At 64.6% G+C, this 21,623-nt stretch carries 21 protein-coding genes; 18 read left to right on the forward strand and 3 right to left on the reverse strand.

All coding sequences use genetic code 11. From position 1 onward, the window contains the following. Positions 1 to 23 precede the first annotated feature (23 nt). From cbiE to CAY82_RS00930, 17 genes are all read left to right on the forward strand, one after another. Positions 24 to 1,235 carry a precorrin-6y C5,15-methyltransferase (decarboxylating) subunit CbiE gene (gene cbiE, locus CAY82_RS00840; RefSeq protein ID WP_087499536.1) on the forward strand — a complete coding sequence of 404 codons (1,212 nt, stop codon included), beginning with the start codon at positions 24 to 26 and terminating at the stop codon, positions 1,233 to 1,235. After that, the gene (locus tag CAY82_RS00845; RefSeq protein WP_087499537.1) at positions 1,228 to 2,322 is read left to right on the forward strand and encodes a cobalt-precorrin-5B (C(1))-methyltransferase; all 1,095 of its coding nucleotides are present in this window, start codon (positions 1,228 to 1,230) and stop codon (positions 2,320 to 2,322) included. The genes cbiE and CAY82_RS00845 overlap by 8 nt, the downstream gene beginning before the upstream one ends. Beyond that, entirely contained in the window at positions 2,319 to 3,056 is a 738-nt protein-coding gene (locus CAY82_RS00850) for a cobalt-precorrin-6A reductase (protein WP_087499538.1), read from the forward strand. The genes CAY82_RS00845 and CAY82_RS00850 overlap by 4 nt, the downstream gene beginning before the upstream one ends. A 240-nt stretch (positions 3,057 to 3,296) precedes the next feature. Continuing rightward, the gene (locus tag CAY82_RS00860; RefSeq protein WP_087499539.1) at positions 3,297 to 3,734 is read left to right on the forward strand and encodes an NfeD family protein; all 438 of its coding nucleotides are present in this window, start codon (positions 3,297 to 3,299) and stop codon (positions 3,732 to 3,734) included. Between the two features lie 26 nt (positions 3,735 to 3,760). Next, positions 3,761 to 4,615 carry an SPFH domain-containing protein gene (locus tag CAY82_RS00865; protein WP_085720933.1) on the forward strand — a complete coding sequence of 285 codons (855 nt, stop codon included), beginning with the start codon at positions 3,761 to 3,763 and terminating at the stop codon, positions 4,613 to 4,615. Positions 4,616 to 4,726: 111 nt separating this feature from the next. Then, positions 4,727 to 5,116, forward strand: a complete 390-nt coding sequence (locus CAY82_RS00870; protein ID WP_087499540.1) for a DUF2946 domain-containing protein — start codon at positions 4,727 to 4,729, stop codon at positions 5,114 to 5,116. Positions 5,117 to 5,163: 47 nt separating this feature from the next. Next, positions 5,164 to 5,649 carry a copper chaperone PCu(A)C gene (locus CAY82_RS00875; RefSeq protein WP_087499541.1) on the forward strand — a complete coding sequence of 162 codons (486 nt, stop codon included), beginning with the start codon at positions 5,164 to 5,166 and terminating at the stop codon, positions 5,647 to 5,649. Positions 5,650 to 5,671: 22 nt separating this feature from the next. Next, positions 5,672 to 6,115, forward strand: a complete 444-nt coding sequence (locus tag CAY82_RS00880) for a DUF2946 domain-containing protein (RefSeq protein ID WP_087499542.1) — start codon at positions 5,672 to 5,674, stop codon at positions 6,113 to 6,115. A 66-nt stretch (positions 6,116 to 6,181) separates the two neighbouring features. Next, positions 6,182 to 8,230, forward strand: a complete 2,049-nt coding sequence (locus CAY82_RS00885; RefSeq protein WP_087499543.1) for a TonB-dependent copper receptor — start codon at positions 6,182 to 6,184, stop codon at positions 8,228 to 8,230. Positions 8,231 to 8,288: 58 nt separating this feature from the next. Further along, entirely contained in the window at positions 8,289 to 9,656 is a 1,368-nt protein-coding gene (locus CAY82_RS00890) for a PepSY domain-containing protein (protein WP_087499544.1), read from the forward strand. Positions 9,657 to 9,887: 231 nt separating this feature from the next. Then, entirely contained in the window at positions 9,888 to 11,294 is a 1,407-nt protein-coding gene (cycA, locus tag CAY82_RS00900; RefSeq protein WP_087499546.1) for a D-serine/D-alanine/glycine transporter, read from the forward strand. A gap of 186 nt (positions 11,295 to 11,480) precedes the next feature. Then, positions 11,481 to 12,746: an urea ABC transporter substrate-binding protein gene (urtA, locus tag CAY82_RS00905; RefSeq protein WP_087499547.1), complete on the forward strand. Its 1,266-nt coding sequence runs from the start codon at positions 11,481 to 11,483 to the stop codon at positions 12,744 to 12,746. A 173-nt stretch (positions 12,747 to 12,919) separates the two neighbouring features. Continuing rightward, positions 12,920 to 14,374 (forward strand): urea ABC transporter permease subunit UrtB, encoded by a 1,455-nt coding sequence (urtB, locus tag CAY82_RS00910; protein ID WP_256576210.1) that lies wholly within the window; start codon positions 12,920 to 12,922, stop codon positions 14,372 to 14,374. Continuing rightward, on the forward strand, positions 14,374 to 15,453 hold the full coding sequence (urtC, locus tag CAY82_RS00915; protein ID WP_087499549.1) for an urea ABC transporter permease subunit UrtC: 1,080 nt from the start codon (positions 14,374 to 14,376) through the stop codon (positions 15,451 to 15,453). Before urtB ends, urtC begins: the two co-directional genes overlap by 1 nt. Continuing rightward, positions 15,450 to 16,307, forward strand: coding sequence for an urea ABC transporter ATP-binding protein UrtD (urtD, locus tag CAY82_RS00920; RefSeq protein WP_087499550.1), 858 nt, complete (start codon positions 15,450 to 15,452; stop codon positions 16,305 to 16,307). The genes urtC and urtD overlap by 4 nt, the downstream gene beginning before the upstream one ends. 145 nt (positions 16,308 to 16,452) lie before the next feature. Continuing rightward, positions 16,453 to 17,151, forward strand: coding sequence for an urea ABC transporter ATP-binding subunit UrtE (gene urtE / locus CAY82_RS00925; RefSeq protein WP_087499551.1), 699 nt, complete (start codon positions 16,453 to 16,455; stop codon positions 17,149 to 17,151). 31 nt (positions 17,152 to 17,182) lie between these two features. Next, a complete protein-coding gene (locus CAY82_RS00930; protein ID WP_087499552.1) occupies positions 17,183 to 17,698 on the forward strand; it encodes a GNAT family N-acetyltransferase in 516 nt (171 codons plus the stop codon). Positions 17,699 to 17,824: 126 nt separating this feature from the next. Here CAY82_RS00930 and CAY82_RS00935 read toward each other — a convergent pair whose 3' ends face one another. Both CAY82_RS00935 and cbpA read right to left on the reverse strand, forming a co-directional pair. Continuing rightward, the gene (locus CAY82_RS00935; RefSeq protein ID WP_087499553.1) at positions 17,825 to 18,130 is read right to left on the reverse strand and encodes a chaperone modulator CbpM; all 306 of its coding nucleotides are present in this window, start codon (positions 18,128 to 18,130) and stop codon (positions 17,825 to 17,827) included. A gap of 2 nt (positions 18,131 to 18,132) precedes the next feature. Beyond that, positions 18,133 to 19,086, reverse strand: coding sequence for a curved DNA-binding protein (gene cbpA, locus CAY82_RS00940; protein ID WP_087499554.1), 954 nt, complete (start codon positions 19,084 to 19,086; stop codon positions 18,133 to 18,135). 164 nt (positions 19,087 to 19,250) lie between these two features. On the opposite strand from cbpA, the gene CAY82_RS00945 reads away from it, so the two are divergent. Further along, positions 19,251 to 20,522 carry an Hsp70 family protein gene (locus CAY82_RS00945; RefSeq protein ID WP_087499555.1) on the forward strand — a complete coding sequence of 424 codons (1,272 nt, stop codon included), beginning with the start codon at positions 19,251 to 19,253 and terminating at the stop codon, positions 20,520 to 20,522. Positions 20,523 to 20,594: 72 nt separating this feature from the next. Here the strand turns inward: CAY82_RS00945 and CAY82_RS00950 are convergent, their stop codons facing one another. Further along, positions 20,595 to 21,602 (reverse strand): AI-2E family transporter, encoded by a 1,008-nt coding sequence (locus CAY82_RS00950; RefSeq protein WP_087499556.1) that lies wholly within the window; start codon positions 21,600 to 21,602, stop codon positions 20,595 to 20,597. Positions 21,603 to 21,623 lie beyond the last annotated feature (21 nt).

The raw sequence follows: 21,623 nt of genomic DNA on the forward strand, positions 1-21,623 counted from the left end.
CCCAGGATCTTGAAGAGGTATCCATGGCACCCTGGCTGACAGTTGTAGGTATCGGCGAAGACGGCTTCAGCGGCCTGGGCAAGCAGGCCCGGCGCGCGCTGCTGGGCGCTTCGCGGATCTTCGGCAGCCCGCGCCAGCTGGCCTTGCTACCACGCTGCGTGGCCGGCGAACGGCTGGGCTGGCCAAGCCCGTTCTCGCTGGCACCGGTGCTTGCCCTGCGCGGCGAGCCGGTGTGCGTGCTGGCCAGCGGCGACCCGATGCTCTACGGTGTCGGCGCCAGCCTGGCGCGCCAGTTGCCCGCCGCTGAAATGCGTGTGCTGTCGATGCCCTCGTCCTGCGCCCTGGCCGCCGCCCGCCTGGGCTGGCCACTGCAGGACGTACAGGTGGTATCGCTGGTTGCTCGGCCCCTGGCAGCGCTCAATGCCCACCTGCACAGCGGCGTGCGCCTGCTGGTGCTGAGCAACGACGGCGACAGCCCGGCCGTAATTGCCACGCAGCTGCGCGAGCGGGGCTTCGGGCCAAGCCGCCTGCGAGTCTTCGAACACTTGGGTGGCGTGGACGAACGGGAGTTGGCCGGCACCGCGCAGGACTGGCCGCACAACGACGTCGCCGCGCTCAACCTGGTAGCCATCGAGTGCCTGGCGTCGCCCGAGGCGCCGCGCCTGCACCGGCTGGCCGGGCTGCCGGACAGCGCCTTCCGCCATGACGGCCAACTGACCAAGCGCGATGTCCGCGCCATCACCCTCGCCCGCCTGGCACCACAGCCCGGCGAGCTGCTGTGGGACGTAGGCGCCGGCTGCGGTTCGATCGGCATCGAATGGATGCGCGCCCACCCGGCCTGCCGCGCCCTGGCCATCGAGGCCGACGCAGGCCGCCAGGGCTTCATCGAGCACAACCGCGATGCGCTGGGTGTACCCGGCCTGCAATTGGTCTGCGGCCAGGCACCGGCGGCGCTGGAGGGCCTGGAGCGGCCGGATGCTGTCTTCATCGGTGGCGGCGTCACCCGCGAAGGTGTTCTCGACCTGTGCTGGGCAAACCTGCGCCCCGGTGGCCGGCTGGTAGCCAATGCGGTGACCCTGCAAAGCGAACTGGCCCTGGCGCATTTCCGAGAACGCCATGGCGGCGAGCTGACCCGCATCCATGTCGCCCATGCCCAGCCATTGGGCGCGTTCGACACTTGGCGCCAGGCGCTGCCGATCACATTGCTGGACGTGGTGAAACCCGCCGATGCGTGAAGAAACCCGCGAACAGCCCGCTCCCCTGCGCAGCGGCCTGACCACCGGTAGCTGCGCCACTGCCACCAGCCTGGCGGCAGCACGCTTGCTGCTGGGCGGCGAGAGCAGCGATGCCGTCAGCATCACCCTGCCCAAGGGCAAGGTGGTGCAGATGCGCCTGGAGTTCTGCCGCCTAACCAGCGAAGGCGCCGAAGCGGGCACGCTCAAGGACGCCGGTGACGACCCGGACGTGACCCATGGCGCCCTGCTCTATAGCCAGGTGCGCCTGCTGCCCGAACCGGGCGTCCGTTTTGTCGCCGGCACCGGCGTCGGCACCGTGACCCGCCCGGGGCTGGTGCTGGCGGTGGGTGAGCCGGCCATCAACCCGGTGCCACGGCGCATGATCAGCGAACACCTGCAACGCCTGGCGGACGAATGCAGCTACACCGGCGGTTTCGAGGTCACGGTCAACGTGCAAGGCGGCGAGCAACTGGCACTGAAGACCATGAACCCGCGCCTTGGCATCCTCGGCGGGCTGTCGATCCTCGGCACCAGCGGCATCGTGCGGCCGTTTTCCTGCGCGGCCTACATCGCCTCGATCCACCAGGGCATCGACGTCGCCCACACCAACGGCTACACGCACATTGCCGCGTGCACCGGTAACGCCAGCGAGGACACCATGCGCCGCGTCTATGGCCTGCCGGAAATTGCCCTGATCGAAATGGGCGACTTCGTCGGTGCGGTGCTCAAGCACCTGCGCAAGGTACCGGTGCCACGCCTGACCCTGTGCGGCGGCTTCGGCAAGATCAGCAAGCTGGCCGCCGGGCACATGGACCTGCACAGCCGTCACTCCAGCATCGATTTGCCGCAACTGGCCGGCTGGGCTGCGGACGTCGGCGCCGATGAGGCGCTGCAGGCCGCGATCATTGCTGCCAACACCAGCCAGCAGGCCCTGGCACTGGCCCATGCAGCCGGGATTCCCTTGGGTGACGCGGTGTGCGCCCATGCCCTGGCCTTCGCTCGCAGCGTGGTGCCGGCGCAGGTGCAGGTGGAGGTGTTCGCCATTGACCGCCAGGGTGGCATCGTCGGCCGGGCGGGTGTGCAATGAACGGGCGCATCCTGTTGCTGGGCGGCGTCACCGAAGCCCTGGCCATCGCTCGCCGTCTCGGCCCACAGCATGTCTACAGCCTGGCGGGCATCGGCCGGGTGCCGCAGGACCTGCAATGCCAGGTTCGGGTCGGCGGCTTTGGCGGCGCCGAGGGCCTGGCCAACTACCTGCACGAGGCGGGAATCACGTTGCTGATCGACGCCACCCATCCCTATGCCGCACAGATCAGCCGCAATGCCGCCAACGCAGCACGCATTGCCGGCGTTCCGTGCTGGGCCTTGCGCCGCCCGGCCTGGCAGGCACAAGCGGGGGACGACTGGCGCGAGGTCGAGGACTGGGTAGGGTTGATCGAGGCGCTCAAGCCGTTTCGCAGCCCCTTGTTCACGCTGGGGCGTGAGCCGCTGCAACATCTGGATGAGATACCGCCGGACCAGTTCTGGACCTTGCGGGCGCTGGAGGCGTGCCCTGGCAATGATCGCTGCGAAGTGATTGGCGCGCGCGGGCCGTTCCATATCGAGGATGAGCGGGCGTTGTTCCAGCGCCGCAAGATCGATGTGCTGATCAGCAAGAACAGCGGCAGCGTGGCGACCGAACCGAAGCTGGAGGTGGCCCGTGAGCTGGGGATACCTGTGCTGATCCTGAAGCGACCGGCTTTGCCGGATGTGGACCGGACATTCGACTCGCTAACCGACCTGGCTGCGACACTCGACTTGCGCGGACAACACATTCCGTAAGCGCGCCGCGGATCCCTGTGGGAGCGGGTTTACCCGGGAAGAAATCAACGCGGTGCATGGCACCGGCTTCGCCGGTGTTCGCGGGTGAACCCGCTCCCACTGTGGGCACGGCAACGTTCATACATTTGCGTACGACAATTGCTCCCACGGCCACTTCAGACTTTTCTTTCAAGCCATGAAGTGGCCCTGTGCCGCCCTGCTGCCTTAAACTCGGCACTCCCCCCGGAAGGCGCTACCCATATGGAAATGCAATGGTGGATCTGGCTGGTCTTCGGCATCGCGCTAATCCTGCTCGAACTGGTCCTGCCGACGTTCTTCATCCTCTGGTTCGGCATCGGTGCCGTGCTGGTTTCGCTCATTTCGCTGGCCGCTCCCAGCCTGCAACTGGACATGCAGGTGTTGCTGTGGGTGCTGCTGTCATCAGTCACCACTGCACTGTGGTTCAAGCTGTTCCGGCGCAAACAGCCAGACGTGCGCTGGACCGCCGACAGCGTGATCGGCGAAGTGGGGCTGCTGACCGCTGGCGTCTCGGAGTTCCAGAAAGGCCGCGTACGCTTCCAGAAGCCGATCCTCGGCAACGAAGAATGGACCTGTATCGCCGACAGCGAGATCGCGGCTGGCGAGCGGGTGCGCCTGACGGCCATCGAAGGGAATACTGTCCGGGTCATCCGGGCCTGAATCCGCACTAAAAGGAATTTCGCATCATGACCAGTTTAATAGTCGTCGCCGCCATTGCCCTGTTCGTCCTGATCACCGTATTCAAAGGGGTACGCATCGTGCCCCAGGGCGAGGAATGGATCGTCGAGCGCCTGGGCCGCTACCACAGCACGCTCAAGCCCGGCCTGAACATCGTCATCCCGTACATGGACGTGGTCGCCTACCGCCTGCCGACCAAGGACATCATCCTCGATGTGCAGCAGCAGGAAATCATCACCAGGGACAACGCAGTGATCGTCGCCAACGCCCTGTGCTTCGCCAAGGTGGTCGACCCGCAGAAGGCCTCCTATGGCGTACAGGACTTCTCCTTCGCCGTCACCAGCCTGACCATGACCTCGCTGCGCGCCATCGTCGGCGCCATGGACCTGGACGAAGCGCTGTCCAGCCGCGAGCAGATCAAGGCGCGCCTGCGCGAGGCGATGTCCGAGCAGACCGAAGACTGGGGCGTGACCGTGCGCTCGGTGGAAATCCAGGACATCAAGCCCTCGGAAAACATGCAACTGGCCATGGAGCGCCAGGCGGCTGCCGAGCGTGAGCGCAAGGCCGACGTGACCCGTGCCGAAGGGGCCAAGCAGGCGGCGATCCTCGAGGCAGAAGCGCGCTTGCAGGCGGCCAGGCTGGATGCCGAGGCGCAGATCAGCCTGGCCGAAGCCTCGGCGCGGGCGATTTCGCTGGTCAAGGACGCGGTTGGCAACGAGACCGTGCCGGCGATGTACCTGCTGGGCGAGCGTTATGTGGGGGCGATGGAGAACCTGGCGGGCAGCAGCAACGCCAAGGTGGTGGTGCTGCCGGCGGACCTGCAGGAGACCGTGCGTGGGCTGATGGGCCGCAACAAGGCGTGAGATTGATTTAGCCTGCTTCAACCACCTAACTGCGTCACTTCACCGCACCCTGCCATTTTTACCTATACTCGGCCTTACAATAGCCACCACGATTCCTGACCGGATCTCTCCATGCCCCCACGTCGGCACATCGCCTGGATAGCCTGCCTTGCAGTGCTGTTCAACCTGCTGGCCATGCCGCTGTCCTCTGCCGCGCCCAAGGGCCCGGCCGAGCAGCTGCTGTGGGGGGCCTTCTGTTCCAGCATGGCCAACAAGGCCAAGGTCGACGTCCAGGCCCTGGCCAAGATCGACCTCGGCCCGCAAAGCGACGACAGCGCCAGCATGATGAATTGCTGGTGCTGCTCCGGTGCCGCGCCGCTGCTGGCCTTGCCCGGCTACCCGCCGCAGCTGCACAACCCGCCGATACTGCTAACCGGCCTGCTGCCGCCACCCGCCGACTACCACGCCACGCCGCGCCAACTCTGGCCGGCGCTCAACCCCCGTGCCTCTCCGCTGGCCTGAGTTCATCACGCTGTCTGCCTGAACCTGAACAGAAACGGAGATTCACCATGCTCAAGCACGCCCTCGTCATGGCCGCCCTGTTGCTGCCCGGCGCCTTTGCCAATGCTCACGAATACAGTGTGGGTGACCTGCACATCGCCCACCCCTGGTCACTGCAGCTGCCCCCCAACGCCCCCAACGTCGCCGCGTATTTCGTGGTGCACAACAATGGCCAGGCCGACGACCGCCTGCTCAGCGTTGACAGCCCCATCAGCGATGACGCGCAACTGCACGAGCATGCCATGAGCGCCAGCGGTGCCATGAAGATGCAGCAGGTGCCCAGCGTGGTGGTGCCCGCCGGCAAGGACCTGACCTTCGCCCCCAGCGCCTACCATGTGATGCTGATGCAGCCCAAGGACCGCAGCCTGCTCAGCGATGGCAAGCGCTTCCCGTTGACCCTGCACTTCGAAAAGGCCGGCGATATCACCGTCGATGTGGCCGTGCAGAAGCAGGCGCCGACGGACCAGCCGCAAACCCACGAACACGCGCACTGATCACCCGCTCAAGGCACTCGTCATGAGCACGCCGCGCAACAGCATCAGCCGTACCACCCGCCCTGACCGCAGGCGCGCCGGTGGCGGATGGCTGAGCCTGTTCGCCATGTGGATGATCTTCATCGGCCCGCTGATTTCCCAGTCGATGCCGATGGACCACCACGCCGGCATGAACATGCCGATGAACATGCCGATGAACATGCCGATGGCGACCGCCCATCAGCATGGCGGCGACACCCATCACGGCCAGGCTGGCGATGGCCAGCTGCATGTGATGTGGGAGAAATGCGGTTACTGCAGCCTGTTGTTCAACTGCCCGGCCCTGCCCCAGGCCCTCAGCCCACTCAGCGCCGACAGCGTCGTCCCCACCACCCACCTGTTCGCCCCAACGCGCCAGGGCCATGCCCGGCAGGCTGTATTCCCCGGCGCGCGCAGCCGCGCTCCACCCTCCTCGATCAACGTCTGAACCCACATTTTGCGCACGGAGCCAGGAGGCTTCGCGCTGACTCATGACTGATCGACTGGAATCATTATGTCCGGCTGCACCCCTGTTTTTGCCTTGTCCCTGCGTGGGACCATCGCCGCCGTGTGCGGCTCGCTGCTCGCGCCCGTGGCCCTGGCCGCCGACCCTGGCCATGAAGGCCATGCACACGACGCCCCCGAGCTGAGCCCGACGGTGATCACCGCCGTGGCCCCTAGCTCGCCGCTGACCGTGGTCACCAACCCCAAGGACCCGCGTCAGCCGGTGCCGGCCAGCGACGGCGCCGACTACCTGAAGACCATCCCCGGCTTCTCGGCCATCCGCGCCGGCGGCACCAACGGTGACCCGGTACTACGCGGCATGTTCGGCTCACGCCTGAACATCCTCACCAATGGCGGCCTCATGCTGGGCGCCTGCCCCAACCGCATGGACGCCCCCACATCGTACATTTCGCCGGAAACCTACGACCGACTGACCGTGATCAAAGGCCCGCAAAGCGTGATCTGGGGCCCGGGTGGCTCGGCAGGCACCATCCTCTTCGAGCGCGAGCCAGAGAAGTTCGGCACCCTCGGCAGCCGGGTCAACGCCAGCCTCCTGGCCGGCTCCAACGGCCGCTTCGACAAGGTGCTGGACACGGCCGCTGGCAACGACCGGGCCTACGCCCGCTTCGTCGGCAACCAGTCGCGCTCGGACGACTACCACGACGGCAGTGACAACACCGTGCCGTCACGCTGGGACAAATGGAACGGCGATGTCGCCCTCGGCTGGACGCCCGACCAGGACACCTTGCTGGAGCTCACCGCCGGCAAGGGCGATGGCGAAGCCCGCTATGCCGGGCGCGGCATGGACGGCTCGCAGTTCAAGCGCGAAAGCCTGGGCCTGCGTTTTGAAAAGTCCAACCTCGGCGAGGTGCTCGACAAGGTCGAGGCGCAGGTCTACTACAACTACGCCGACCACGTGATGGACAACTACAGCCTGCGCACGCCTTCGGGCAGCGGCATGATGGGCATGCCGATGGTCAGCAACGTCGACCGCCGCACCATGGGCGCACGCATAAAGGCCACCTGGCGCTGGGCCGACGTGCAGCTGATCGGCGGCATCGACGCGCAGACCAACGAACATCGCAAGCGCAGTGGCATGGGTGTGGACGCGCACAAGGGCAAGGCGTGGACCAAGGACGCCGACTTCCACAACTATGGTGCCTTCGGCGAGCTGACCTGGTACGTCAGCGGTGAGGACCGGTTGATCAGCGGTGCCCGCCTGGACCGTGCCTCGGCCCGCGACTTCCGCGCGACCAGCGCCACCAACGGCAACACCCGCGCCGATACGCTGCCCAGCGGCTTCGTGCGCTACGAGCACGACCTGGCAGCCCTGCCTGCCACCACCTACATCGGCCTCGGCCATGCGCAACGCTTCCCCGACTACTGGGAGCTGTTTTCGGCGGGCGGCCCCGCAGGGTCGGTCAATGCCTTCGACAGCATCAAGCCGGAGAAGACCACCCAGCTCGACTTCGGTATCCAGTACCGCGACGAGCGCATGGAAGCCTGGGCGTCCGGCTACATGGGGCAGATCCGCGACTACATCCTGTTCGATTACCAGGGGATGAGCTCCCGGGCTCGCAACATCGACGCCCGCATCATGGGCGGCGAACTGGGCGCGGCCTACCATCTGACAGAAAACTGGAAAGCCGACGCCACGCTGGCCTATGCCTGGGGCAAGAACAGCAGTGATGGCACAGCACTACCGCAAATGCCGCCCCTGGAAAGCCGCCTGGGCCTGACCTACAGCCGCGATGTGTGGAGCGTCGGCGCACTGTGGCGGCTGGTGGCGGAACAGAACCGCATCGCCGAGAAACAGGGCAACGTGGTCGGCAAGGATTACGACAAGAGCGCCGGCTTCGGCGTGTTCTCGCTCAATGGCGCCTACAAGGTAAGCAACCACCTCAAGCTCAGCGCAGGGGTCGACAACCTGTTCGACAAGACCTACGCCGAGCACTTGAACCTGGCCGGGAACGCCGGGTTCGGCTACCCGGCAACCGATCCACAACCGGTCAACGAGCCAGGCAGGACCTTCTGGACCAAGGTCGACTTCAGCTTCTGAAAACAACAACGGGCGCGACGCAGGTCGCGCCCATCTGCTGGTCAAACAGGAGGTTCCCATGAGAGGAACACGCATGAATTTCTACAACCTGGCCTGGCGTTGGCACTTCTATGCAGGGCTGTTCGTGGCCCCGTTCATGATCCTGCTGGCGATCACCGGGATCATCTACCTGTTCAAGCCGCAACTTGACCCACTGCTGTACCGCGAACTGATGGTGGTCGAAGCCGGCCACCACCGACAGGGGGCGGACACGATGCTGGCCGAGGTGCGCCAGGCCTACCCCAATGGCCATGTTGGTCAGTACCTGCCGCCGCATGACGCCGAACGCAGCGCGCAATTCGTGGTGCATGACGCGGGGCGCGAACTGAACGTATTCGTCGATCCCTACAGCGGCAAGATCCTCGGCGAACAGGATGGCAAGCAGAACCTGCAGGCCATCGCCCGCGCCCTGCATGGCGAACTGATGGTCGGCACGGTCGGCGACCGCCTGGTAGAACTGGCCGCGGGCTGGGGCATCGTGCTGGTGGTGTCGGGGCTTTACTTGTGGTGGCCGCGCGGGCGCAATGGCGCTGGTGTGCTGTGGCCACGGCTGTCGGCACGCGGCCGACTGCTCTGGCGCGACCTGCATGCGGTGACCGGTTTCTGGGGCTCGGCCTTGTTGCTGCTGATGCTGGTCAGCGGCATGACCTGGACCGGCCTGTGGGGCAAGCAGTACGCCGACCTGTGGAACCGCTTTCCGGCGGCCATGTGGAACGACGTGCCCAAGTCGGACCAACAGGCGGGTGAACTCAACAGCGCGCATCGCCAGACCGTACCCTGGGCGATGGAAAACACGCCGATGCCACAGTCCGGTGCACACGCCGAGCATGCCGGGCATCACATGATGTCGAGCGCGCCGGCAGCACCGCAGGTAAGCCTGCAGCAGGTCGAAGACATCGCTACCGCGCGCCAGGTCGAACCTGGCTATAGCATTACCGCGCCGACCACGGCCGAAGGCGTGTTCACCATTGCGGTTTTCGCCGACGACCCGCGCAACGACGCCACCCTGCATGTCGACCAGTACACTGGCAAGGTCCTGGCCGATGTGCGCTGGCAGGACTACAGCCCGGTCGCCCGCGCCACCGAACTGGGCGTGATGCTGCATGAAGGCAAGATGTTCGGGGCGTTCAACCAGATCATCATCCTGCTGGTGTGCCTGATGATCTTGCTGGGCTCGGTGAGCGGGCTGGTGATGTGGTGGAAGCGCAGGCCCGTCGGCGGGCTGGGCGTGCCGCCGCTGCGCCATGACCTGCCACGCTGGAAGGCGGCGGTGGGGGTGATGCTGGTGCTGGGGCTGATGTTCCCGCTGGTGGGGGTCTCGATGGTGGTGATGTGGCTGGTGGATAGCCTGGTGGTCAGGCGCAGGCGGGTACTGGCCAGCGCTTGAGCCTTGCTTCGCCGGCCTCTTCGCGGGTGAACCCGCTCCCACAGGGACCGCGCTGCCCTCAGGCCTGGCGCAGAACCTGTGGGAGCGGGTTTACCCGCGAAAGGGCCGGCACAGGCACAACACTGCTACCCAAAAGTCGTGTCGATCTGTCGCGCCCCGAACTGGAACGTGCGTGTTAGCCTAGCCGGCTACCTCTGACAAGACGACCGACCGTCCAACGGAATGCAGCCTATGACGCAAACCTCATCCACAGCGCCAGATGAACAGCATCTGCAACGTAACCTGACCAACCGCCACATCCAGCTGATCGCCATAGGCGGCGCGATCGGTACCGGCCTGTTCATGGGTTCAGGCAAGACCATCAGCCTGGCCGGGCCGTCGATCATCTTCGTCTACATGATCATCGGCTTCATGCTGTTCTTCGTCATGCGCGCCATGGGCGAACTGCTGCTGTCGAACCTCAACTACAAGTCGTTCATCGATTTCTCCGCCGACCTGCTCGGCCCCTGGGCGGGCTACTTCACCGGCTGGACCTACTGGGTCTGCTGGGTGGTCACCGGTATCGCCGACGTGGTCGCTATCGCGGCCTACACCCAATTCTGGTTCCCCGACCTGCCGCAGTGGATACCGGCGCTGACCTTCGTGGCGCTGCTGCTGTCACTGAACCTGGTAACCGTGAAGATGTTCGGTGAACTGGAGTTCTGGTTCGCCCTGGTCAAGATCGTCGCCATTCTCGGCCTGGTCGCTACCGGCATATACATGGTCATCAGCGGCTTCACCTCGCCCAGTGGGCGCACCGCGCAGCTGGCCAACCTGTGGAACGACAGTGGCATGTTCCCCAATGGCCTGATGGGCTTCTTCGCCGGTTTCCAGATCGCCGTGTTCGCCTTCGTCGGTATCGAGCTGGTGGGTACCACCGCCGCCGAAGCGAAGAACCCGGAGCGCACCCTGCCGCGGGCGATCAATTCGATTCCGTTGCGGATCATCATGTTCTACGTACTGGCACTGATCGCAATCATGGCCGTCACACCTTGGCGCGACGTGGTACCAGGCAAGAGCCCGTTCATCGAGCTGTTCGTGCTGGCCGGCCTGCCGGCGGCAGCGAGTATCATCAACTTCGTGGTGCTGACCTCGGCGGCCTCGTCGGCCAACGGCGGCGTGTTTTCCACCAGCCGCATGCTGTACGGCCTGGCGCGGGAAGGTGACGCACCCAAGGCGTTCGAGAAGCTGTCAGGCCGCTCGGTGCCTGCCAATGGCCTGTACTTCTCCTGCACCTGCCTGCTGCTGGGTGCAGTGATGATCTACCTGGTGCCGAACGTGGTCGAGGCATTCACCCTGATCACCACCGTTTCGGCAGTGTTGTTCATGTTTGTCTGGACGCTGATCCTCCTGTCGTACCTGCAGTACCGCAAGCAGCGCGCGGCGCTGCACCAGGCGTCGAAATTCAAGATGCCGGGCGGGCGCTTCATGTGCTACGTGTGCCTGGCGTTCTTTGCCTTCATCCTGGTGTTGCTGAGCCTGGAAGACGATACCCGCGCGGCGTTGCTGGTGACGCCGATCTGGTTCGTGCTGCTGACGGTGACCTATCAGCTCGTGCGCAGCAAGCGCCATCCGCGCGCGGCTGTGCATAACGGCTGATGAGCCTGGGGGCTGCTTTGCAGCCCCAATCCTGTGCATACAAATCCCCCAGGCACCAACCTGGATCCAACCAACGCCCCAACACCTCGCACAACCGCTCTATTGCGCCTCTTGCGCCGCTAGGCACACCCCTTGCAGTACCCCTCTCCGCTTGCCCAACACATAAAAACTCAGCGGAGAGAGCACATGAAGCGACGCAGTCTGATCAAGGCCTTCACCCTCAGCGCATCGATTGCCGCAATGGGCCTGAGCTGGAGCATCCAGGCCGCCGAAACCATCAAGGTCGGTATCCTGCATTCGCTGTCGGGGACCATGGCCATTTCCGAGACCTCGCTCAAGGACATGGCGCTGATGACCATCGAGCAGATCAACGCCAAGGGCGGCGTGAACGGCAAGCTGCTCGAACCGGTGGTAGTCGACCCGGCCTCCAACTGGCCGCTGTTCGCCGAAAAGAGCCGCCAGTTGCTTACCCAGGACAAGGTGGCAGTGGTGTTCGGCTGCTGGACCTCCGTGTCGCGCAAGTCGGTGCTGCCGGTGTTCGAAGAGCTCAACGGCCTGCTGTTCTACCCGGTTCAGTACGAGGGTGAAGAGATGTCGCCGAACGTGTTCTACACCGGCGCTGCGCCCAACCAGCAGGCCATCCCGGCCGTGGAATACCTGATGAGCGAAGACGGCGGCAGCGCCAGGCGCTTCTTCCTGCTGGGCACCGACTATGTCTACCCGCGCACCACCAACAAGATCCTGCGCGCCTTCCTGCACAGCAAAGGCGTGGCCGACAAAGACATCGAAGAGGTGTACACGCCGTTCGGCCACAGCGATTACCAGACCATCGTCGCCAACATCAAGAAGTTCTCGGCCGGCGGCAAGACCGCGGTCATCTCCACGGTCAACGGCGACTCCAACGTACCGTTCTACAAGGAGCTGGCCAACCAGGGCCTGAAGGCCACCGATGTGCCGGTGGTGGCCTTCTCGGTGGGCGAAGAAGAACTGCGCGGCATCGACACCAAGCCGCTGGTGGGCCACCTGGCGGCGTGGAACTACTTCGAGTCGGTGGATAACCCGGTCAACCAGAAATTCGTCGCCGACTGGAAGGCCTACGCCAAGGCCAAAGGCCTGCCGGGAGCCGACAAGGCGGTGACCAACGACCCGATGGAAGCCACCTACGTCGGTATCCACATGTGGGCCCAGGCCGCCGAGAAGGCCAAGTCTACCGATGTCGACAAGGTACGCGAAGCGCTGGCCGGGCAGACCTTCAAGGCACCTTCCGGCTTCACCCTGACCATGGACAAGACCAACCACCACCTGCACAAGCCGGTGATGATCGGCGAGATCCAGGAAGACGGGCAGTTCAGCGTGGTGTGGGAAACCGAGCAACCGCTGCGGGCGCAGCCTTGGAGCCCGTTCATTCCGGGCAACGACAAGCGCCCTGATTACGCCGTGAAAGGTAATTGAGAGCCGTTGGGGCCGCCTTGCGGCCCATTCGCGGGTAAACCCGCTCCCACAGGTTCGGTGCAAGGTTAGAAACCTGCGCGATCCCTGTGGGAGCGGGTTTACCCGCGAAGAATCCACCGCTGTATTCCAGGATTGCTCGCATGCTTAGACTCCTGCTAACCCTTCTTCTGCTGATGCCCCTGGCCACCCAGGCCAGCGAGGGCGAATTCTTCCTCGCTGCCAAGCCCGCCGAGCAGGCCCAACTGCTCGAAAACTGGGCGGCGCAACCCGATGCCGCGCGCCTGCCGCTGCTGGACAACCTGCGCCAGGGCCGCATCGCCGCCGATGACACGCGCAAGGTACGCCTGAACAACCGCCTGCGCGGCCTGATCGACAATGCCCTGGCCAGCCACCAGTTGCTCAGCGACAACAGCGACATCCGCCTGGCCGCAGCCCAACAACTGCAGAAAAGCGCGCAACCAGCACAAATGGCCTTCCTCGACCGGCGCTTCGCCAGCGAACCGGACGCCGCCGTGCACGCTGCCCTCGGCCTGGCCCTGGCCAACCTGCAGTTGGGCGCCAGCGAACCGGCAGTACGCCTGGCCGCGGTACGCCTGCTCGGCGAAACTGGTGACCCGCTGGCCCGCACCCGCCTCGAAGCCCTGCTGCAACCCGACGCAGAAGCCGACCCAGGCGTACGCATCGCCGCCGAAACCAGCCTGGCCCAGGTGCAGCGCAAGCTGCTGGTCGGCGAACTGCTCGGCCAGGCCTTCAGCGGCCTGTCGCTGGGATCGATCCTGCTGCTGGCAGCCCTTGGCCTGGCCATCACCTTCGGCCTGCTCGGGGTGATCAACATGGCCCACGGCGAAATGCTGATGCTCGGTGCGTACAGCACCTACATGGTCCAGGTGCTGTTGCAGCGCTATGCCCCCGGCGCCATCGAGTTCTACCCGCTGATCGCCCTGCCGGTGGCCTTCACCGTCAGTGCCGGGGTCGGCATGGCGCTGGAGCGCACGGTAATCCGCCACCTGTATGGCCGCCCACTGGAAACCTTGCTGGCGACCTGGGGCATCAGCCTGATCCTGATCCAGGCCATCCGCCTGCTGTTCGGCGCGCAGAACGTCGAAGTCAGCAACCCGGCCTGGCTGTCGGGGGGCATCCAGTTGCTGCCCAACCTGGTGCTGCCATACAACCGCCTGGTGATCATCGGCTTCGCCCTGGCCGTGGTACTGCTCACCTGGCTGCTACTCAACCGCACACGGCTGGGCCTGAACGTGCGCGCGGTCACCCAGAACCGCAACATGGCCGCCTGCTGCGGCGTGTCCACCGGGCGCGTCGACATGCTCGCCTTCGGCCTCGGCTCGGGCATCGCCGGGCTTGGTGGCGTGGCCCTGAGCCAGGTCGGCAACGTCGGCCCGGACCTGGGCCAGAGCTACATCATCGACTCGTTCCTGGTGGTGGTGCTCGGCGGCGTAGGCCAGCTGGCCGGCAGCCTCTGGGCCGCCTTCGGCCTGGGCATCGCCAACAAGCTGCTGGAGCCGCAGATCGGCGCGGTGCTCGGCAAGATCCTCATCCTTGCGTTGATCATTCTGTTCATCCAGAAGCGCCCGCAAGGCCTGTTCGCCCTCAAGGGACGGGTAATCGACTGATGAACCAGCCACTGCTTGTCACCGCTACGCAAAAGGCCGGGCCACGCCTAACCCTGGCCATCGGCGCCGTCGTCGTCCTGCTGCTGGTAGCCCTGCCGCTGCTGTCGCTGCTGCCGGCGGACCATGCCCTGCAAGTGTCGGCCTATACCCTGACCCTGGTCGGCAAGATCCTCTGCTACGCCATCGTCGCCCTGGCCCTGGACCTGGTCTGGGGCTACGCCGGGCTGCTATCGCTGGGCCACGGGCTGTTCTTCGCCCTCGGTGGCTACGCCATGGGCATGTACCTGATGCGCCAGGCCGCTGGTGACGGCCTGCCAGGGTTCATGACCTTCCTGTCGTGGAGCGAGCTGCCGTGGTACTGGGCTGGCACCCAGCATTTCGCCTGGGCCCTGTGCCTGGTGGTGCTGGCGCCCGGGCTGCTGGCGCTGGTGTTCGGCTGGTTTGCCTTCCGCTCGCGGATCAAGGGCGTGTACTTCTCGATCATGACCCAGGCCCTGACCTTCGCCGGCATGTTGCTGTTCTTCCGCAACGAAACCGGCTTTGGCGGCAACAACGGCTTTACCAGCTTCCGCACCATCCTAGGCTTCGACATTGCCGCCCAAGGCACCCGCGCGGTGCTGTTCCTGCTCACCGTCGGCCTGCTGCTGGCCAGCCTGTACCTGTGCTGGCGCCTGACTAACAGCAAGTTCGGCCGCCTGCTCACTGCCGTGCGTGATGCCGAGAACCGCCTGATGTTCTGCGGCTACGACCCGCGTGGTTTCAAGTTGCTGGTATGGGTGCTCAGTGCCGTGCTATGCGGCCTGGCCGGCGCGCTGTACGTGCCGCAGGTGGGCATCATCAATCCCGGCGAGATGTCGCCGACCAACTCCATCGAAGCCGCCGTGTGGGTGGCCCTGGGCGGGCGCGGCACCTTGATCGGCCCGCTGCTCGGCGCCGGTCTGGTCAATGGCATGAAGAGCTGGTTCACCGTGGCCTTCCCGGAGTTCTGGCTGTTCTTCCTCGGCGCGCTGTTCATCCTCGTTACCCTGTACCTGCCCAAGGGTGTGGTCGGCCTGTTGAAGAAAAGGAGCCAGCCATGAGAGGCGTGCCCCCGGTACACCCCGAATTCATGCTCGAACCGGTGTTCGACAACCTCGGCGCCGGCCGCGATGCCATCGGCCTGGGCCACATTCGCAAGGCCGGCCTCGACACCCGCCACGGCACGGTGCTAAGCCTGGAAGACATCAGCGTCAGCTTCGATGGGTTCAAGGCGCTGAACACGCTGAACCTGTACATCGGAGTGGGCGAGCTGCGTTGCATCATCGGCCCAAACGGTGCCGGCAAGACCACGATGATGGATGTGATCACTGGCAAGACCCGGCCCGACAGCGGCACGGCGTATTTCGGTGACACCCTCGACCTGACCCGCATGAGCGAATACCAGATCGCCCAGGCAGGCATTGGCCGCAAGTTCCAGAAGCCCACGGTGTTCGAGGCGCTGACGGTGTTCGAGAACCTGGAGCTGGCGCTGAAGACCGACAAGTCGGTATGGGCCAGCCTGGCAGCGCGCCTGGGCGGTGAGCAGCGTCAGCGCATCGAGGAGGTGCTGACTACCTTGCGCCTGTTGCCACTGGCCCAGCGCCAGGCGGGCTTGTTGTCGCACGGGCAGAAGCAGTTCCTGGAGATCGGCATGCTGCTGGTGCAGGAGCCGCAACTTCTGTTGCTGGACGAGCCGGTGGCGGGCATGACCGATGCCGAGACCGAGTTCACCGCCGAGCTGTTCAAAGGACTGGCTGGCAAGCATTCGCTGATGGTGGTGGAGCATGACATGGGGTTCGTCGGCAGCATTGCCGACCATGTGACCGTGCTGCACCAGGGCAGCGTGCTGGCGGAAGGGTCGCTGGAGCAGGTGCAGGCGGATGAGCGGGTGGTCGAGGTGTATCTGGGCCGCTAGACATGGATACCTGTGCCGGCCTCTTCGCGGGTAAACCCGCTCCCACAGGTACGGTACAGGCCTGAAGAGCTGCGCGGTCCTTGTGGGAGCGGGTTTACCCGCGAAAGGGCCGGCACAGGCAAAGCAGATTTCCCAGGAACCACACATGCTGAAAATCGACACCCTGCACCAGTACTACGGCGGCAGCCACATCCTCCGGGGCCTGTCCTTCGAAGCCAAGGTCGGCGAGGTCACCTGCCTACTGGGCCGCAACGGCGTGGGCAAGACCACCCTGCTGCGCTGCCTGATGGGCCTGGTCCCGGCCCGCGACGGCAGCATCGAATGGGAAGGCAAGCCGATCACCAGCCTCAAGCCCCAGCAACGGGTCCACGCCGGCATCGCCTACGTGCCCCAAGGCCGCGAGATTTTCCCGCGCCTCACCGTCGAGGAAAACCTGCTGATGGGTCTGTCGCGCTTCCCCGCTCGTGAAGCACGGGAGGTACCGCCCTTCATCTACGAACTGTTCCCGGTGCTGGAACAGATGAAACAACGCCGTGGCGGTGACCTGTCCGGGGGCCAGCAGCAACAGCTGGCCATCGGCCGCGCCCTGGCCAGCCGCCCGCGCTTGCTGATCCTGGACGAGCCCACCGAGGGCATCCAGCCTTCGGTCATCAAGGAAATTGGCGCAGTCATCCGCCGCCTGGCCGAGCGCGGCGACATGGCCATCCTGCTGGTGGAGCAGTTCTACGATTTCGCCGAGGAGTTGGCCGACCAGTATCTGGTGATGGCTCGTGGCGAGATCATCCAGCGGGGCCGTGGCGAAAACATGCAAGCCGAGAGTGTGCGCGGGCTGGTAACCATTTAATCTGCAAACAACGACCCTGCGAGACGCTGTCATGAGTCATGAAATCCGCGACGCCCTGCCTGCCGATGTGCCGGGCATCCTCGACATCTACAACGACGCTGTGCGCAACACCACGGCGATCTGGAACGAAACTCCGGTGGACCTGGCCAACCGCCAGGCCTGGTTCGACGCACGGGCGCAGCAGGGCTACCCGATCCTGGTGGCGGTGGATGGGAGTGGTGTGCTGGGCTATGCGTCGTTTGGCGACTGGCGGCCATTCGAGGGCTTTCGCAACACCGTTGAAAACTCGGTGTACATCCGTGGCGATCAGCGCGGCAAGGGATTGGGGCCGGTGCTGATGGCGGCGCTGGTCGAACGTGCACGCGAGTGTGGCAAGCATGTGATGGTGGCGGCCATCGAGAGCGGCAATGCAGCGTCGGTGCGCCTGCATGAGCGGCTGGGCTTCGTGGTGACCGGGCAGATGCCGCAGGTGGGGGTGAAGTTCGGCCGGTGGCTGGATTTGACCTTCATGCAGCTGGTGCTTAACCCCGGTGCCGAGCCAAGCTGAATCTGATTTTGCCGGTACTGGCCTCTTCGCGGGTAAACCCGCTCCCACAGGTACTGCACACATATCAGGGATCGTGCGATTCCTGTGGGAGCGGGTTTACCCGCGAAGAGGCCGGGCCTGCAAACCTCATATCTGGGTAAACCTGCCCAACCTCTGCCTCAGCATGCTGTTCTCGCTGCGCAACTGCTGCACTTCCTCCAACAGCTCCAGCGCCAGCGCCACGCCTTCCCACTCCAGCTCAAGCTCCTGATGCAGCTTCGCTGCACGCCTGGCCAATAACGGCGCCTGATCGTCGAACAACCAATCCTCCGGCGTTCGCCCGGAAGGTTCGACAATGCCGTGCTCGACGATCTCGATCACGCAGTCAGCCGTGATATCAGCCTCCTGACACAAAGTACGCATGTCCAGTTGAACGATCAGGGTGCTGCTCATGATCACTTACTCCATTGTGTCCTCGGGTTGAACGCCGCCTTCTCGGAAAGCTTGGTCCACAGTTCGCGGGCAGACTCGTCGGATGCTGGCGGCATGACCACTTTCAGTTGCGCATAAAGGTTGCCGCGCTCGCCGCTCTTGTTGGCCAGGCCCTTGCCCGGTACCCGTAGACGCTGGCCGCTCTGGCTGTCGGGGCGGATGGTGAGGTTGATCTTGCCGTCCAGGGTCGGCACCGCCACCTTGGCGCCCAGGGCAGCCTCCCACGGTGCCAGCGGCACGGTGATGATAAGGTCATGACCTTCGACATCGAAGAGCGGGTGCGGTGCCATGCGAATGGTCAGGAACAGGTCGCCATTGGCCCCGCCGCCACTGCCTGGCGCGCCCTGCCCCTTGAGACGGATGCGCTCGCCGTCGGTCACCCCGGCCGGAATCTTCACGTTCAGGGTCTTGGTAGTGAAACCGGTGCGCTGGCCCATGGCATTGGTTTGCGGCACCTGGAAGCTGATCTGTTTGGACTCCTTTTTCAGGGTCTCTTCAAGGAACACCGCCAGTTCAAGCTCCACGTCCTGCCCCCGCCTGCCAGCACTGCGTTGCTGTTGCCGGCCACCACCGAAAGGGTTGCCGCCCCGACCACCGAAGATCGAGCTGAAAAAGTCGGAGAAATCACCGCCTTCGAAGCCGCCGCCACCGCCACGGCTTTCCCAGCCCGGTGGTGCCTGGAACGGCCGGCCATGCTGGCCGCCGTACTTGCGGATTTCGTCGAACTCGGCACGTTTCTGCGCGTCACCCAGCACTTCGTAGGCCTCGTTGGCCTCCTTGAATTTTTCCTCGGCGTCGCGCTCCTTGCTGACATCGGGGTGATACTTGCGTGCCAGCTTGCGGTACGCGGCCTTGATCGCCTTGTCGTCCGCCGTGGGCTCTACGCCGAGTATCTTGTAATAGTCTTTGAAGTCCATCTATGGATCACCAATGTGAATGTGCGTGTTGCAAGAGAAGATAGGGGTCAAGCATAGCCTTTCAAGAGCGCCTTGGGTTTGCTCCATGGCAGACGACCGGTCTTGATTCTGTAGCCAACTGGCATACACTGCGCGGCCGTTTTGCCTCCGGAAGCTCATTCCCCATGTCTGACCTATCCCCGGCCCGTGCCTTGGGCATCGACTTTGGCACCTCCAACTCCACGGTCGGCTGGCACCGCCCCGGCGTCGAGTCGCTGATTGCCCTGGAAGACGGCAAGATCACCTTGCCCTCGGTGGTGTTCTTCAACATCGAGGAGCGTCGCCCGGTATATGGCCGCCTGGCGCTGCACGAGTACCTGGAAGGCTACGAAGGCCGCCTGATGCGCTCGCTGAAAAGCCTGTTGGGTTCCAAGCTGATCAAGCACGACACCAGCGTGCTGGGCAGCGCCCTGCCGTTCAAAGACCTGCTGAGCATGTTCATCGGCGAGCTGAAAAAGCGCGCCGAGGCAGCTGCCGGCCGCGAGTTCGACCAGGTGGTACTGGGCCGCCCGGTGTTCTTCGTCGACGAAGACCCGGCCGCCGACCAGGAAGCCGAAGACACCCTGGCCGAAGTGGCGCGCAAGATCGGCTTCAAGGACGTGTCGTTCCAGTACGAACCGATTGCCGCGGCGTTCGACTACGAGTCGGGCATCAGCCGTGAAGAGCTGGTGCTGATCGTCGACATCGGTGGTGGTACCTCGGACTTCACCCTGATCCGCCTGTCGCCCGAGCGCCATCTGGTCGCTGAGCGCCAGAGCGACATCCTCGCCACCGGCGGTGTACACATCGGCGGTACCGACTTCGACAAGCAGCTGAGCCTGCAAGGCGTGATGCCGCTGTTCGGCTACGGCAGCCGTATGAAGAGCGGCGCGCTGATGCCGACCAGTTACCACCTCAACCTCGCCACCTGGCACACCATCAATGCCCTGTACTCGCAGAAGTCGCAACTGGCGCTGGGCAGCATGCGTTATGACATTGAGGACACGCTGGGCATCGACCGCCTGTTCAAGCTGATCGAAGAGCGTGCTGGGCACTGGTTGGCGATGGAAGTGGAGGCCAGCAAGATCGAGCTGACCGAGCAGCAGAGCCGCCACGTCGACCTCGGCCGCATCGAACGCGGGCTAGGCGTGGACCTGTCACGGGCGCTATTCGAGGGGGCTATCGAAGGGTTGCTGGAGCGGGTGCGTGGTAGCGTGAGCGAACTGCTGGCCAAGGCTGGAGTGAGCGAAACACAGGTCGATACGGTGTTCTTCACCGGCGGTTCCAGCGGGATTCCGGCGCTGCGCAACAGCGTGTCGGCGATGCTACCGAATGCGCGTCATGTGGAAGGCAACATCTTTGGCAGCATTGGCAGCGGGCTGGCCATCGAGGCGCGCAAGCGCTACGGCGTAGCCTGAGCCATCCCGTTTACCAGTACCGGCCTCTTCGCGGGTAAACCCGCGGAGAGGCCGGTACTGGTCAATAAAGAATCAGACCAGTTCGGCCCGCTTCAGCTCACTCTTCAGGTAGGCATAATAGATCGGCCCCGCCACCACCCCCGGCAGCCCGAACGCCGCCTCGAACACCAGCATCGCCAGCAGCAATTCCCACGACTTGGCACTGATCTGCCCGCCCACGATCCGCGCGTTGAGGAAGTACTCGACCTTGTGGATGACGATCAGGTAACCCAGCGCCGCTGCCGCCACCCAGATCGACAGCGACAGGCCGACGATAGTGATGAGGGTATTCGACATCAGGTTGCCGATCACCGGCAGCAGGCCCAGCAGGAAGGTCAGCACGATCAGCGTCTTGGTCAGCGGCAGGTGCACGTCGAACATCGGCAGCACCACGGCCAGGAAGATGCCGGTGAAGGTGGTGTTGAGCAGCGAAATCTTGATCTGCGCGAAGACGATGTTGCGAAACGCCTGCACCAGCAGGCTCAGGCGCTCGAACAGCGCCGCCGCCAGCGGCTTGCGCCGGGATATGTCGGGGATGCGCTGCAAGGCGACGATGGCGCCCAGGATCATGCCGATCAACAGGGTGACGAACATGTGCGCCATGCCCTTGCCCACCAGTTGCAGGTCACTCAGGTGGCTCTTGATCCAGTCACCGATGGCCACCTTGAACTCCGCTGCACTGGCCGGCAGGTAGCCTTCGATGAACGGCGGCAACTGCCCACGGGCGCGCTCCACCAGGGCCATGAACTTGTCTAGCGATGCACCGGGGTTTTCCGCCTCGTGCAGCAGGAAGCTGAAGGCACCGGCAAACAGCAGGGTCAGGGTACTCACCACCAACGTGCCGAGCAGCGCCACAGCCAGCCAACGGGCGCGCTGCCCGGCGAGCAGCGGCTGCAGCCGCGGCGTGAGCATGTTGACCAGCTCGAACACCAGCAAGCCGGCCAGCAGGCTCGGCAGCAATTTCATGGGCAACGCCAGCAACAAGCCGGCAAACACGATGATCCAGCTGGCCAGGGTGACCTGGCGGGGGGTGAAGGTCATACAGCCTCAACGGCAGACAAC

The sequence above is a fragment of the Pseudomonas sp. SID14000 genome (assembly GCF_002165135.1).
Lineage (GTDB): Bacteria > Pseudomonadota > Gammaproteobacteria > Pseudomonadales > Pseudomonadaceae > Aquipseudomonas.